This is a genomic window from Bacteroides sp. (assembly GCA_036351255.1).
Lineage (GTDB): Bacteria > Bacteroidota > Bacteroidia > Bacteroidales > UBA7960 > UBA7960.
On sequence record JAZBOS010000052.1, the window covers coordinates 85,918 to 100,399 of the forward strand.

13 protein-coding genes are annotated in these 14,482 nt (G+C 47.0%); 6 read left to right on the forward strand and 7 right to left on the reverse strand.

Annotated features, from left to right (window positions below):
* The first annotated feature begins 8 nt into the window (after positions 1–8).
* The 4 genes from V2I46_04770 to V2I46_04785 all read left to right on the forward strand — a co-directional run bounded on the left by V2I46_04770 (position 9) and on the right by V2I46_04785 (position 5,244).
* Entirely contained in the window at positions 9–731 is a 723-nt protein-coding gene (locus V2I46_04770) for a ribonuclease H-like domain-containing protein (GenBank protein ID MEE4176803.1), read from the forward strand.
* A gap of 12 nt (positions 732–743) precedes the next feature.
* A complete protein-coding gene (locus tag V2I46_04775; protein ID MEE4176804.1) occupies positions 744–2,225 on the forward strand; it encodes a DUF2779 domain-containing protein in 1,482 nt (493 codons plus the stop codon).
* A gap of 103 nt (positions 2,226–2,328) precedes the next feature.
* Complete coding sequence (gene dnaB / locus V2I46_04780) at positions 2,329–3,861, forward strand: replicative DNA helicase (protein MEE4176805.1); 1,533 nt, start codon at positions 2,329–2,331, stop codon at positions 3,859–3,861.
* A gap of 129 nt (positions 3,862–3,990) precedes the next feature.
* Positions 3,991–5,244 (forward strand): asparagine synthetase B, encoded by a 1,254-nt coding sequence (locus V2I46_04785; protein ID MEE4176806.1) that lies wholly within the window; start codon positions 3,991–3,993, stop codon positions 5,242–5,244.
* 12 nt (positions 5,245–5,256) lie between these two features.
* Here V2I46_04785 and V2I46_04790 read toward each other — a convergent pair whose 3' ends face one another.
* A complete protein-coding gene (locus V2I46_04790; protein ID MEE4176807.1) occupies positions 5,257–5,751 on the reverse strand; it encodes a dihydrofolate reductase in 495 nt (164 codons plus the stop codon).
* Positions 5,752–5,909: 158 nt separating this feature from the next.
* Between V2I46_04790 and V2I46_04795 the strand changes: the two genes are divergently transcribed.
* Positions 5,910–6,668, forward strand: coding sequence for an acyl-ACP thioesterase domain-containing protein (locus tag V2I46_04795; GenBank protein ID MEE4176808.1), 759 nt, complete (start codon positions 5,910–5,912; stop codon positions 6,666–6,668).
* Here the strand turns inward: V2I46_04795 and V2I46_04800 are convergent.
* The 6 genes from V2I46_04800 to V2I46_04825 all read right to left on the reverse strand — a co-directional run bounded on the left by V2I46_04800 (position 6,640) and on the right by V2I46_04825 (position 11,974).
* Complete coding sequence (locus V2I46_04800) at positions 6,640–7,287, reverse strand: GPP34 family phosphoprotein (GenBank protein MEE4176809.1); 648 nt, start codon at positions 7,285–7,287, stop codon at positions 6,640–6,642. The genes V2I46_04795 and V2I46_04800 overlap by 29 nt on opposite strands.
* 12 nt (positions 7,288–7,299) lie before the next feature.
* Positions 7,300–7,482 (reverse strand): Arc family DNA-binding protein, encoded by a 183-nt coding sequence (locus V2I46_04805; GenBank protein ID MEE4176810.1) that lies wholly within the window; start codon positions 7,480–7,482, stop codon positions 7,300–7,302.
* Between the two features lie 7 nt (positions 7,483–7,489).
* On the reverse strand, positions 7,490–8,344 hold the full coding sequence (locus V2I46_04810) for an SPFH domain-containing protein (GenBank protein ID MEE4176811.1): 855 nt from the start codon (positions 8,342–8,344) through the stop codon (positions 7,490–7,492).
* Between the two features lie 323 nt (positions 8,345–8,667).
* Positions 8,668–9,459, reverse strand: a complete 792-nt coding sequence (locus tag V2I46_04815; protein ID MEE4176812.1) for a thymidylate synthase — start codon at positions 9,457–9,459, stop codon at positions 8,668–8,670.
* Positions 9,460–9,701: 242 nt separating this feature from the next.
* A complete protein-coding gene (locus V2I46_04820; protein MEE4176813.1) occupies positions 9,702–11,258 on the reverse strand; it encodes a nucleoside transporter C-terminal domain-containing protein in 1,557 nt (518 codons plus the stop codon).
* Positions 11,259–11,383: 125 nt separating this feature from the next.
* The gene (locus tag V2I46_04825; protein ID MEE4176814.1) at positions 11,384–11,974 is read right to left on the reverse strand and encodes a bifunctional nuclease family protein; all 591 of its coding nucleotides are present in this window, start codon (positions 11,972–11,974) and stop codon (positions 11,384–11,386) included.
* 275 nt (positions 11,975–12,249) lie between these two features.
* On the opposite strand from V2I46_04825, the gene V2I46_04830 reads away from it, so the two are divergent.
* On the forward strand, positions 12,250–14,454 hold the full coding sequence (locus V2I46_04830; protein MEE4176815.1) for a sodium-translocating pyrophosphatase: 2,205 nt from the start codon (positions 12,250–12,252) through the stop codon (positions 14,452–14,454).
* Positions 14,455–14,482 lie beyond the last annotated feature (28 nt).

The window sequence follows — 14,482 nt, forward strand, 5'->3', positions numbered from 1 at the left end:
ATATTGCTATGCTGGCTAACATTAACTTATTTCGTATTCTGTTCCTTGATATAGAAACCGTGCCCATTGCCCCGGATTTTGAGTCTTTGCCCGAAACTTTTCAGCGGCTTTGGGAAAAGAAGTCAGCCAATCTGAAAAACGTTGAGGAATTCAGTCCTGCTGACCTTTTTGAGCGGGCCGGGATTTATGCCGAGTTTGGCAAGATCATTTGTGTTTCTGCGGGTTTTTTTCACAAGGAGGAAGACCAGCTTTCTTTTCGGGTTAAATCCTTTTACGGGGATGATGAGAAATACCTCCTGATGGATTTCGCCGAATTGCTTAATGAGCACTTTAACTCGGCGGCCCATTACCTGTGTGCCCACAATGGGAAAGAATTTGACTTTCCCTATCTTTCGAGGCGCATGCTGATCAATGGCATGGACCTGCCCTACCTGCTCGACAACTTTGCCAAAAAACCCTGGGAAACTACCTTGCTTGATACCATGGAACTTTGGAAGTTTGGGGATTTCAAGAACTATACTTCCCTTGAACTGCTATCGGCAGTATTTAACATACCGACTCCAAAGGATGACATCTCAGGTAAGGATGTTGCAAGGGTTTATTGGGTGGATCAGGACCTTGAGCGCATCGCCACTTACTGCAGCAAGGATGTTGTGACCATTGCAAGGCTATACCTGAAATACCGTATGGCGGGCGATTTGCTGGACGAACAGGTGTTTTATCTTTCCTGAACCAAGCCTGCCATGACAAAACCCAGCGGTGACAGGGCCATCCTGTCCAAATCTACTTTTATCCGTGGCCTGCAATGCGAAAAGTCGCTGTATTTGCACAAGAACCGTCCATTTTTGCGCGACCGCCTGTCGCCTGAACAGCTGGCCAAGTTTTCCCGCGGGACGGATGTAGGCGTATATGCCTGGGACTTGTTTCCCGGTGGGGTGGATGCCTCGCCCAAGACCCATTTCCAAATGGCCGCTTCTGTAAAAAAAACAGCAGCCTTTATTGAGGCCGGTGAAAAGGTTATCTACGAAGCTGCCTTTGAACACGAGGGTGTTGTTGTGGCTCTAGACATCCTGGTAAAGGAAGACCTTGGCTGGAAGGCCATAGAGGTGAAAAGCAGCCGGGCCATTTCGGATACCTATCTGTGGGACGCTTCGCTTCAATATTACGTTATCAGGGGTGCAGGCCTGGAACTGGTTGACTTTTCCATTGCATACATTGACCAGGCGTTTATTAAGGATGGCCCCGTTCAGCCCGAAAAACTGTTCATCCTGGAAAATGTTTTGCCGATAGTGCTTGATCGTCAGGGAGTTGTTGGTGAAAAGATTGTTCGGTTGAAAGAAGTTATCCCCCTGAAAAACTCACCCAAAATTCCCATCGGCCCGCAATGTCACGATCCATATCCCTGCGACTTTATCGGGCATTGCTGGAAAAAGGTGCCTGCGGGTTCCGTGTTTGAACTGAAATGCCTTGATGAAGAACAAAAATTCAGGTATTTTGAGAATGGGATCGTTCAGGCTGCTGACCTTCCTGAAGAAGAACTTGATGAACTTAGCCTGCGCCAGATACAAAGCATTGCCTTGGGGAAGGAATTGGCAGACAGGGATAAGCTAAGCGATTTTCTTGGACAAGTCAAGCAACCTGTCTCCTTGTTCTCGTGGCTTGATTTTAAGCCAGCAATACCGATTTTTGAAGGAACAAAACCTTATCAACCCATACACTATTCACTGGCGTGGCAAAATCCAGGGAAAGGCAATGAGGAAACCGAGATATATTCTGCTCCGGCATTTCCAGGGGAAGAAACATTAATGCGGCTGGTGGACATATTGGCACGAACGGAAACGATCCTGGTGTTTGGTGTGCTGCCTGACTTTGAGGTGCTGTTTCAGATGACCAAAGGGGGCACAGTGATTCAGGGAAAGTTCAAAAATTTGCTCGATAAAGCCATTGACATATCCAGTCCATTTAGCGATGGCACAATTGTCTGGCCTCAAATGGTTCGTGCCTTTACCCCAGAGGATATTCTGCAGTCGATGGGAAAACCAGTTATTACCCCTGCGGGAAAAATTAAAACCCGTTTGGAAGCTGCCCTGGCCATTGAAAAACTGGCCCGGGGAAACGTTGAGGAGGATTCTGAAACGGTATTAAGGGACATTGAAGCATTTCATTCTGCCCGCTTATCCAATTTGCTAAATTTATTCAGGATACTGGAGAAACTGGTTCAGTAGAGGAAAACATAATTTTTTCAAGCAGCTATGTAAATTTTCCGGATTGTTAATATTTATTCCTGAAAACCTTTTTCGTACCACCCTGATTGATTATTTTTGACAAATGGAAAATAAGGCACAACAGACCCGTGAAACCCTTGCCAGGAAAGGGAAAAGAGCAACCCCAAGTGTAGACTACCTGGACCACGGGCGGGTTCCCCCGCAGGCCGTTGACCTGGAGGAAGCGGTGTTGGGTGCCATGCTGCTCGAGCAGGATGCCGTGAGCAATGTGATTGATATTTTGAAGGAGGATGTTTTTTACAAGGAAGCACACCAAAAAATCTTTGCGGCCATCCTTTCCCTTTTTGCGGACTCAAAACCTGTTGATATCCTAACGGTAACCCAGGAACTAAAAAATCAGGGGAATCTTGAAATGGTTGGCGGTGCCTATTATGTTTCGCAGCTGACCAATCGCGTGGCTTCTGCTGCCAATGTTGAATACCACACCCGCATTGTGCTTCAGAAATACCTGCAGCGACAGCTTATTAAGATCTCCTCAGAAATTATCAGGGATTGTTATGAAGACACAACAGATGTCTTCGACATTCTTGACAAAGCCGAACGGGAATTGTTTGCCGTTAGCGAGCACAACCTTCGTCGCAGCTACAATTCCATGATGGAATTGGTTCGCGATGCCGTTGACCAGATTGAAAAGGCCACCAAACAGGAAGGGCACCTTAGCGGGGTTCCCTCGGGTTTTGCTGCCCTTGACCGTATTACTGCCGGATGGCAGAAATCCGATCTTGTGGTCATGGCTGCACGTCCTGGTATGGGTAAAACGGCTTTCGTGCTGACCATGGCCCGTAATATTGCGGTGGATTTTAAACGTCCCATTGCAGTATTTTCATTGGAAATGTCAGGTGTGCAGCTGGTTACGCGCTTAATTGCCAGTGAGACGGAGCTCGAGGCTGACAAGCTCAAGCGGGGTAGCCTCGAGCAATACGAGTGGCAGCAGCTGAATGCCCGTATAGCCAACCTGACCGATGCCCCTTTGTTTATTGACGATACACCGGCTCTTTCCATTTTTGAGCTCAGGGCCAAATGCCGCCGGTTAAAGGCTCAACACGACATTCAGTTGGTCATTGTCGACTACCTTCAGCTTATGACCGTCGGTTCAGATACACGGGGTAACAGGGAGCAGGAGATCAGCAATATTTCACGCTCCATGAAAAGCCTGGCCAAGGAACTTAACATTCCTGTAATTGCCCTTTCACAGTTGAGCCGGGCAGTAGAAACCCGTGCAGGTTCAAAACGACCTATCCTTTCTGACCTTCGCGAATCAGGGGCCATTGAACAGGATGCAGATATGGTGCTCTTTATTTATCGCCCGGAGTATTACCAGATTACGGAAGACGAGCAGGGGCGGAGCACCGAAGGCCTTGCTCAGATCATCATAGCCAAGCATCGCAACGGAAGCCTTGGGGATGTGAACCTTCGCTTCATCAGCAAGTTTGCCAAATTTGCTGAGTACGAGTCGGCTGAATTTGATTACTCACCATCCATGCGGCCTTCTGCTTCCTTTGATGATGGGCCTAAAACCCTGACCCTCCCTTCTAAAATGAATGAAATGGACGAAGATGACAGCGTGCCATTCTGATAACTGCCAAGTGAACTTTTCTGGGGAATTTTTCTTATATTTATGATTACAACAGCCTTTGGCAAGGTTTTGGTAGAATTTGTTATGTGTTCTGCCGTTTTTTTTAATAGAAATCTATTCCATCAGGAAATGAGACGATTTATAATTACTGCTGTTTTTTTGTTCATTGCTTTATTCAGCCAGGCGGCCTATATCCTGATTCCAATGGACAATACCCAGCGCAATCACCTGAAGGCATATGGTATAGCCTATTTCGTCCTGACAAAGGATGTTGAGGTCAGCTGGCTTTTGAACTACCGCGGGGGCAGTTTTATGTTTCCCCATCATTCAGTTTTTGAGGAGGAATGTATGGTTCGAGGTGTCAGCATGCAGGTGATCGCCGATGTTCAGGCCAGTGCCATCCTTCAGGAAATTAGCGATACAGAGGTAAATATGGAGGAAATCAAACTCCATAAGGTGCCTAAGATCGCCGTTTATACCCCGCCTAACAGCCTTCCCTGGGACGATGCCGTGACCCTTGCACTTACTTATGCCGAGATTCCTTACGACCCTGTTTATGATGAACAAGTTTTGTCGGGTATCTTGCCTATGTATGACTGGCTGCACTTGCACCATGAAGATTTTACAGGGCAGTTTGGAAAGTTTTGGTTTGCTTACCGCAACGCACCCTGGTATCAGGAAGATGTCAGGCTTGCCCAGGAATTGGTCAACAAGTTAGGCTATAAAAAAGTACCCGAACTTAAGCTTGCGGTTGCAATAAAAATCCGTGACTTTGTTGCTGGTGGGGGGTATATGTTTGCTATGTGTTCAGCTCCTGAAAGTATTGATATCGCCCTTTCATCTGAAGGTGTGGACATCGTGCACGAAGTATTGGATGGCGACCCGGTGGATCCAAATGCCCAGCAAAAACTTGACTTCAGCAGGACCTTTGCTTTCGAAAATTTTACCATAGTACCCAACCCCAATATTTACGAGAAGTCAAATATTGATGTAGCCAAGACAGGCCGGGATGAACGAAGCGATTTCTTTACCTTGTTTGAATTCTCAGCCAAATGGGACCCTGTGCCAACCATGCTTACTCAAAGTCATGCTACTATTCTCAAGGGGTTTATGGGGCAAACCACTGCTTTCCGTAATGAAGTGATCAAGCCTACGGTTACCATCCTTGGGGAGACCCGTGCAAAAGAGGAAGCAAGGTATATTCACGGAGCATTTGGTCGGGGAACATTCACCTTCCTCGGTGGCCACGACCCTGAAGATTACCGGCATTTTGTGGGAGATCCTGCTACCGATCTGAATTTGTATGCAAATTCGCCTGGTTACAGGCTGATTCTGAACAACGTCCTTTTCCCTGCAGCCCGTAAGCAAAAACAAAAAACCTGATTTGGCCTGGAATTACTTCTTTCGCTTATAGGTTAGAAAAGTCATATCGTAAATGTTTTTTTCGTCGGCTTTCCTGTCAAGCCGTTCAATCAATTGCCATTGATTAGGATCTACGTCGGGAAAGAACGCATCCCCTTCAAAGGAGGCAAAAACGCGGGTGATATATAGGGTATGGGTTTGGGGCAGGTCAATGGTCTGCTGATAAATTTCGGCTCCTCCTACCACAAAAACCTCCTCACGTTTCCCGACAAGTTTAAATGCCTTTTCCAATGAATGAGCGATTTCGCATCCTGCAGCATCATAATCTTTTTTTCGGGTGATGACAATGGTGTGACGACCCGGTAATGGTTTCCCTATCGATTCAAAGGTTTTGCGCCCCATGACCATTGTGTGGCCAATGGTGAGCTTTTTAAAATGTTGTAGGTCAGCCGGCAAGTGCCATAACAGACGGTTGTCGGCTCCAATGACGTGGTTGTTGGCTACAGCTGCTATTAGGGTAATCTTCATAGTGAAAATTAAATTTCGCATTGGAAATCAATACAATACAAATACTTATTACGGGGATTAAAGGTAATGGTTTTTTTGTGCGAGGTCAAGTTTTGAAGGAACTCACTGTGTGTATTCACTCTTTTTGGCGATATTTGATGCTTTAAATTTACCCAGGTATGAATCCTAACTTTTTTGAGCAGGATTATCTTATTCATTATTATGAAACGGCCCAAAGACAAGAACTTCGGATTACCAACCTGATGAATTACTTTGAGGAGGTAGCCCTGATGCAGAGTGAGGAAAGGAAAGTGGGCCTAAACTATTATCAGAAAAACAATGTTGGTTGGATGTTGCATAAATGGGATATCACCATTCAGCGAAACCCGGTATTTGGGCAGCAGATCCTTGTTCGCACCCTGCCAGTATCCATGGTTGGGTTTATGGGTTTTCGCAAGTTCTGGGTATTTGATTCCAGCGGTAAAACAATGATTACGGCAAAGTCAGCCTGGATCTTTGTCAACACCCTGTATAAACGCCCTATACGCGTGAGCGAAGAAATGAAACGGGCATATCGCACTGTCACCCAGCCTGAAGAAAAACTTGAGATTCCCGATGTCCCGGCTTTACAAAAAGCAGATTTTTCAAGGGAATTCTTTGTCAGACAGGCAGATATCGATATCAATCAGCATGTGAACAATGTGAGATATCTTGACTGGGCCCTCGAAGCTCTTCCCCCTGAAATGAAAATGGATCACCAAATTGAAAACATCGGGATTGTATTTAAAAAGGAAACCACCTACGGGCAGATGATCAACTCGCAGGTGGAGCTTAGGGAAGAGGACGGAGTACTAAATTCCGTTCACAGGATTCTTGACGATCGGGGCCGCGAAGCCTGTGCTCTGATGATCAGGTGGCAGCATGCTGTGCCCGCATAGCCTCCTGGAGCTTTTTGTATATTACGGAATAAGTTTCCCCTTGTAATGCTAAAAGTGATTTTTGTAAATCCTTAAACCGGTTCTGTACTCTAGTTTTCATTTCGCTTGAAGGGGAAAGCTTCTTCAACTGCCCTGTGACTCCCAGCAACAAGATCAGCAGGTGGATTTCCCGATCAGGTTTTCTGCTGTATATCAGTACCCGTTCCAGTTTGAGAAGTTCGGGTTTCAGTTTGTCGGGCTTGTTGACACGAAAACGATACCCAACTTTTATTCCAAGAAATCTTACCACACTGGTCTGGATGAGGCGTTGTTTTCTCATCCAATCAATTTGTTGCGAAACCAGGCGGTTTTTTTTGAGGAGTAAGCCCCTCAGAGCCCAACGGGTTTTCTGTCCATCACGCCCAACAAGAAATTCCAATATGCCATTGAGCACAGGATCTCCTGTATCCTTCTGGACAAAATGCCAGCGGCCGTCTTCTATTTTGAGCAAACCTTTCATTGCAAGATCCATCAGGCTCCCGTACATGATCAGGTTGCTCAACTGACTTCGCTGCCTGAGGTTGCCTTTTTCCTGGTTTATGGAAAAAAGGAAATACGTTTCCTTAAGGCCTGTTTCCATGATTTTTTGTTTTTATTCTTCTTCTTCCTTTGGCTTGACCTTGGATGGTTTATTCCTCCCGGCCTCTTTCAGGGCTCGGTGAATAATCCACTCCAACTGGCCGTTGACACTCCGGAAATCGTCAGCAGCCCATTTCTCCAGCGCCTCCATCATTTCTGGCTGCAGACGCAAAACAAATGGCTTCTTTTTACTCATAAGCCGTTTATTGGTGCAAGGTTCCTGTATTGATCACTGGGCTTGCATCCTTGTCTGAACAAAGCACAACCATGAGGTTACTTACCATCGCGGCTTTTTTCTCCTCATCAAACTCCAGGATGTCCTTTTCGGACAATTGTTGCAGAGCCATCTCCACCATTGAAACTGCGCCTTCGACGATTTTCTGGCGGGCAGCCACAATGGCGGTAGCCTGCTGACGGCGCAACATCGCACCGGCAATCTCGGATGCATAGGCCAGGTAGGCAATGCGTGCCTCAATTACCCGGATTCCCGCAATGGCCAGCCGTTCAACCAATTCTTTTTCCAGTTCATGGTTGACTTCCTCACCCCCTGCGCGAAGCGAAATCTCTGACTCCTCATCATCAAAATTGTCATAAGGATAGGCTCCAGCAAGTTTGCGAATGGCAGCTTCACTCTGCACATCAACAAAGCGAATGTAGTCATCCACTTCAAAGGCGGCCTTGAAAGTGTTCTCCACCTTCCAAACCAGTACAATGCCGATCATGATAGGGTTCCCTAACTTATCGTTCACCTTGATGGGGTCACTGTTCAGGTTACGGGCACGCAACGAGATCTTTTTTCTGCTGTAAAAGGGATTGATCCAGTAAAACCCGTTGCGCTTAATGGTCCCGTTGTAATTCCCGAAAAGAACCAGCACAACTGACTCGTTGGGATTAACGATCTGCAAACCGATCCAGCAAAGAACATCCAGAAGTAAAATAAACAACCACCAGGGGTTCTGTAGTTTGATAGCCGCAAAAATGGGTCCGGCAAGAAGAATCAGGGCAACCAACAGTCCAAGGTAGCCCAGGTAGGGTGACAAGCGTTTTTCTTTTTCCATGGCATGTGATATTAAAATGATATCACAATGATAAAACATTTTCTTATATCACACAAGGATTTTTGAAAAAATATTTTTTTAATTAATCCCCGAATTATGCACAGGCCATATTTTCAGGTATTTAGGTAATAATGGCAGGGTATTATGCTAAAGCAGCAAGTATAAAGGCGGGGAAATAGTTCTGCCCTGTTTAAAAGGAAGAGTGGAAATTTGATTTAAAAACAAGCCCTCCTGCCTTTGCTTGCAGGGAAAAAAGACTTTTGATTTAGGGTTTTTCTAAATCATAAATCATAAATCATCATTCACCAATCCTAAATCAATTATCAGATTGCAACAGGAGCCTTGATATGCGGATGGGGGTCGTAGCCTTCCAGGGAAAAATCCTCGTATTTAAAGTCAAAGATATTCTTTACTTCCGGGTTCAGGTGCATTTTTGGAAGAGGCCTGGGTTCACGGCTGAGTTGCAGGCGAGCCTGGTCAAGGTGATTCAGGTATAAGTGTGCATCGCCGAAGGTATGCACGAAATCGCCTGGCTCGAGATTGCAAACCTGGGCAATCATCAGGGTGAGCAATGCATAGGAGGTAATATTGAAAGGCACGCCCAGGAAAATGTCAGCACTGCGCTGATATAGCTGGCATGAAAGTTTGCCTTGAGCCACGTAAAACTGGAAAAGCACGTGGCAGGGGGGAAGCGCCATTTGTTCGATCTGGCCTACATTCCAGGCACTAACCATGAGTCTCCTTGAATCAGGGTTTCGTTTAATCTGTTCAATCAATTGGCTGATCTGGTCAACGGTACGCCCATCGGCCTGCCAGTTTCGCCACTGCGCCCCGTATACAGGGCCCAGGTTGCCTTCTGTATCTGCCCACTCATCCCAGATGCTTACCCCGTTTTCTTTCAGGTATTTGATGTTGGTGTCCCCCTTGAGGAACCACAGCAACTCATGGATGATGCTGCGCAAGTGCAGTTTCTTGGTGGTGATTACAGGAAAACCTTTACTTAGGTCAAACCGCATCTGATAACCAAACACACTTAAGGTTCCCGTACCCGTGCGGTCATCTTTTTTGGTGCCGGTTTCCAATACATAATTCAAGAGCTCGAGATAGGGGCGCATACTGATTCCTTTTATCCAAAGTTAGGTTTTTGACCTTTAAAAATCAAATCATTTTTTATCAGTTAACGGCCATTCAATATAAAGCCCTGAACAAAAAACATTCTTCTTTTACAGGTTTTTCAATTATTAACCGAAAAGTAAAAATTCATTCAATGACAAAAAGGTTCCCAACGAAGCCGCGGAAAAAGAATATAACCAAGAAGGCCTTCAGATGCTGCCTTAAAATCAGATAACGCTATGGTTTATCCCAGGACTACCCCCACCATCGTGGCGCTCATCAGGGCCGCAAGGGTACCTCCAAGCAGTGCCCGCATCCCATATTGCGACAACAACACCCGTTGATTCGGGGCCAGCGATCCTATGCCCCCAATTTGTATCCCGATGCTGGCAAAGTTGGCAAACCCGCATAAAAGATAAGTGGACATAATGATGGATTTGGGGTCGGCAAAGGCCCCGGCCGCTTTCAGCTCAGCCAGGCTCACATAGCCAATGAACTCCGTCATGATCACTTTCTCTCCCAGCAAACGACCGGCCAGGGTGATGTCGGGGCCACTGACTCCAATCAGCCACATGAGGGGTGAAAAGGCATAGCCAAGGATAAATTGCAGGGACAGGCGCGTGTATTGTCCCTCGGTGAGGTTGGCGATTGAGCCGTTTAGATTGGTCCAGTCGCCGATTTTGCCGGAAATAAAGTTAAACATGGCGATGAAGGCAATGAATACTACTAGCATGGCAGCTACGTTCGCAGCCAGCTTAAGCCCTTCCGACGTACCGTTAGAGATGGAGTCCAACACGTTGCTGCCGATCCTGTCTTTGCTGATCTCCACATTTTCATCAATTTTCTCTGTTTGGGGTACCAGTATCTTTGAGATGACCACCGCGCCTGGGGCCGCCATAATAGAAGCCGCTAGCAGGTGCTTGGCAAAGATCAGTCGCTGTACAGGGTCATCACCACCAAGAAAACTGATATAGGCGGCCAGAACACCCCCTGCCATGGTGGCCATCCCCCCAGTCATCACCAACAGCATCTCTGACTTGTTCATTTTGGGCAGGTAAGCCTTAATCATCAGCGGTGACTCGGTTTGCCCCAAAAAAATGTTGCCGGCAACAGACAAGCTTTCTGCCCCTGAAATCCCCATAGCTTTGGTCATTAGCCAGGCAAGCCCGTATACTACCTTCTGAATAATGCCCAGGTAAAATAACAGGCTGGTCAGTGCTGAAAAGAAAATGATTGTGGGTAACACCTGAAAGGCGAAGATGTATCCGTATTTTGAAGTATCCAGGAATCCCCCAAATAAAAACTCAGTTCCGGCTTTGGTGAAATCCAGCACCAGGACAAAAAGCTTTCCTACAAATTCAAAGAAATGCTGCACCGGTGGGATCTGTAAAATGCTGAATGCAAGTAAAGCCTGGATGGCCAGCCCAATAATCACAACCTTCCAGTTTATTGACTTGCGGTTAGCGCTGAAAATCCAGGCAATAAAGACCAGGGAGATCATCCCCAGCAAGCCTCTGAAAAGATTCCTGAGAGAGAAGCCCTGTTCATAAATTTTTTCGGCATTGGCAACAGTGTTTTGTGGAAGCTCTTCAGCCACCGCTGCCGGTAAACCTTCTGTTACCGCTGTATCCTCCGCTGCTTCACCTGAAACAGCCTGCTCCATGGCTTGCTCTATGTTTTCAACCTGTTCTTCGACTTGATCAGGGGAGGTTTGTTCCTGACCTTGCGCAGAAAGGCCGGTGGATTGAAAAACAAGAAACGCTAAAAGGAAGGCCATCAGTAAATTCAGGGTCTTTTTCATCAGAATCAGATTAAATGGGAATGTGTCTTAACGAAAAAATCCTGTCCTTTCGGACAGGATGCAAACCTATCAATTTTTTTGCTTTGGAAGGAGATCAATCTGTTTTTTTATCTTTATCAATAAAATTATTTTTTGCCTTTGCGCCGTTCGATCTCATCCCTGATTTTTGAGGCCCGTTCGTATGCTTCCTCATCAATGGCGGCCATCAGCATGGTTTCCAGTTCGCCTACTGATAGCTGGCCGTATTCTTCATCAGTTGTTATTTTCTCGCGGGGGACCGGTTCAACTCCCGCTTCCTCTTTTTCATCCTGCAAAACCATACCAGCTTCTTTAAGAATAGATTCGTAGGTATAGATCGGGCAATTAAAACGTACGGCCAGGGCTACCGCATCAGAAGTACGCGAGTCGATCTCCACTTCCCGGCTCCCATCATGGCAAACCAGTTTGGAGAAAAAGATCCCCTGGCTGAATTTGTAAATGATTACCTCATTGATCAAAATATTGAAGGTAGAAGCAAAATTGCGGAAAAGGTCGTGGGTAAGGGGCCGGCTGGGCTTCATCTTTTCCAGTTCTATAGCAATAGCCTGTGCTTCAGAACTACCGATGATGATTGGGAGCCTTCGCTTTTCACCGGTTTCACCTAAAATTAAAGCATAAGCCCCGGCCTGCGATTGGCTGTATGAGATTCCTAGAACTTCAAGTTGAATTTTCTTCATGGTCCTGTTCAGATGCCTGTTTAGTCAAGAAAAGGGCATAACCCCGAAAATCCGTTGACAACAAAATTAGCTTATTTTTATGAGAATTTCATGATTTTCTCCCAGATTCCCCCATTTGATGTCATGGCTTTGACTTTTGGTTGGCAGGTTTTAATTGCAAAAAAAAACAGATTTATATGCATAACCAATTCCATTTTATTAAATAATTTTTACTTTTGGCCACTATTAATGCCACTATTAACCAATAACAACTTAAACTTTAAAAGGAGGGAAAAATGCCTGTATTTTTTTGGTTAGTGCCACTGAGTTCAGTAACAGCTTTGTTGTTTGCCTTTTTCTTTTTTAAGCAGATGATGGGCTACAGCGAAGGGACCGACATGATGAAAAAGATTGCCAAACACGTCAGGGACGGTGCTGGAGCTTATTTGCGACAGCAGTACAAAGTAGTATTTCTGGTTTTTTTGGCGTTGACTGCCATTTTTAGCATCATGGCCTTTGGCCTGGGAATTCAGAACCACTGGGTTCCGTTTGCCTTCTTAACTGGTGGGGCCTTTAGCGGGCTGGCTGGTTTCTTTGGCATGCGCGCTGCCACCTATGCCTCTGCCAGGGTTACCAATGCCTGCCGCGAATCTCTCAACGGAGGTCTCAGGCTGGCTTTCAGAAGCGGGGCCGTCATGGGTCTTGTTGTTGTCGGCCTCGTGCTGCTCGACATCTCCATTTGGTTTATAGTCCTTAACCTGGCTGTGCCCGAGGCTGAGACCGGTTTCAAACTGCTGACGATCACTGCCACCATGCTCACATTCGGAATGGGAGCTTCCACCCAGGCGCTCTTTGCCCGTGTGGGCGGGGGTATTTATACCAAGGCTGCCGACGTGGGTGCCGACCTGGTGGGTAAGGTCGAAGCTGGCATTCCTGAGGATGACCCCCGAAATCCTGCAACCATTGCTGATAACGTAGGCGACAATGTCGGTGACGTAGCCGGTATGGGTGCCGACTTGTTCGAATCTTTCGCCGGTTCCATTCTGGCAACCGCCCTGTTGGGTGCTGCAGCTTTTGCCGGTTTTGGCAATGAAATGCAGATGAATGCCGTCATGGCTCCAATGCTTATTGCTGCCGTGGGCACACTGCTGTCTATTGCCGGGGTTTTTATGGTCCGCACCCGTGAAGGAGCTACCCAAAAGGAACTCCTCAAGGCACTTGGGATCGGTGTCAATACCAGTGCCGGCCTCATCGTGGTCTTTTCTCTTGCCATTCTTTTCCTGCTGGGCTTTGATAATTACCTTGGGCTTTGGGGATCTATTGTCGTTGGTCTTCTCGCAGGAATCGGTATCGGGCAATCGACCGAATATTTTACTGCTTCAGCTTATGGACCCACACAACGCATCGCCAAGGCAAGTGAAACAGGGCCTGCCACCATTATCATTGCGGGCGTTGGTACGGGTTTTATTTCCGCAGCTATTCCAATGGCTATTATCGTGGTCGCTATTACCTTATCCTATTTATTTGCTTCTGGTTTTACATTCGATGCCGGTGCGCTCAATATGGGTTTATATGGCATTGGCATTGCCTCTGTCGGAATGCTTTCCACCTTGGGGATCACACTTGCCACCGATGCTTACGGCCCCATTGCCGACAATGCCGGCGGAAACGCCGAGATGTCAAAGCTGGGTCCTGAGGTGCGCCGCCGTACTGATGCCCTCGACTCCCTGGGCAATACTACTGCCGCCACGGGTAAAGGCTTTGCAATAGGCTCTGCAGCCCTTACTGCTCTGGCCTTGCTTGCTGCCTATTTCGAGGAGATCAAGATGATGTACGTCAAGTTTCTCGACCAGCCCAACTTCCTCATCAATGGCAAGGAAGGCGCTGTGGAAGCTCAGTATGCCAACTTTATCGACTTTATTTACCATTACGAGATTCACCTGATGAACCCCAAGGTGTTGGTGGGGGTATTCCTGGGTGTGATGAGCGTATTCCTGTTCAGCGGGATGACCATGAATGCTGTTGGCCGCGCTGCCCAGAAAATGGTCGATGAGGTACGCCGCCAGTTCCGCACCATTGCAGGCATCCTGGAAGGGACAGCTGAACCTGATTATGCCCGTTGTGTGGCGATTTCTACAAAAGGCGCCCAGCGCGAGATGATGATCCCTTCATTTGTGGCACTTTTGATACCGGTTATCGTAGGACTCATTTTTGGGGTGGCGGGGGTTACTGGACTGTTGATCGGAACCATCACCTCTGGTTTTGCCCTGGCTATCTTTATGGCCAATGCCGGGGGTGCCTGGGACAATGCCAAGAAATACATTGAGGAAGGACATTACGGTGGCAAAGGCTCTGAAAGCCATAAAGCCGCAGTCATTGGCGATACCGTGGGCGATCCTTTCAAAGATACCTCAGGTCCCAGTCTGAACATCCTTATTAAACTGATGACTATGGCTTCGGTGGTTACTGTGGGCGTCGCTGTTTCTTACAGCCTGCTTTAATCTTTCTGCGGACCCTTTGATCAAAGGT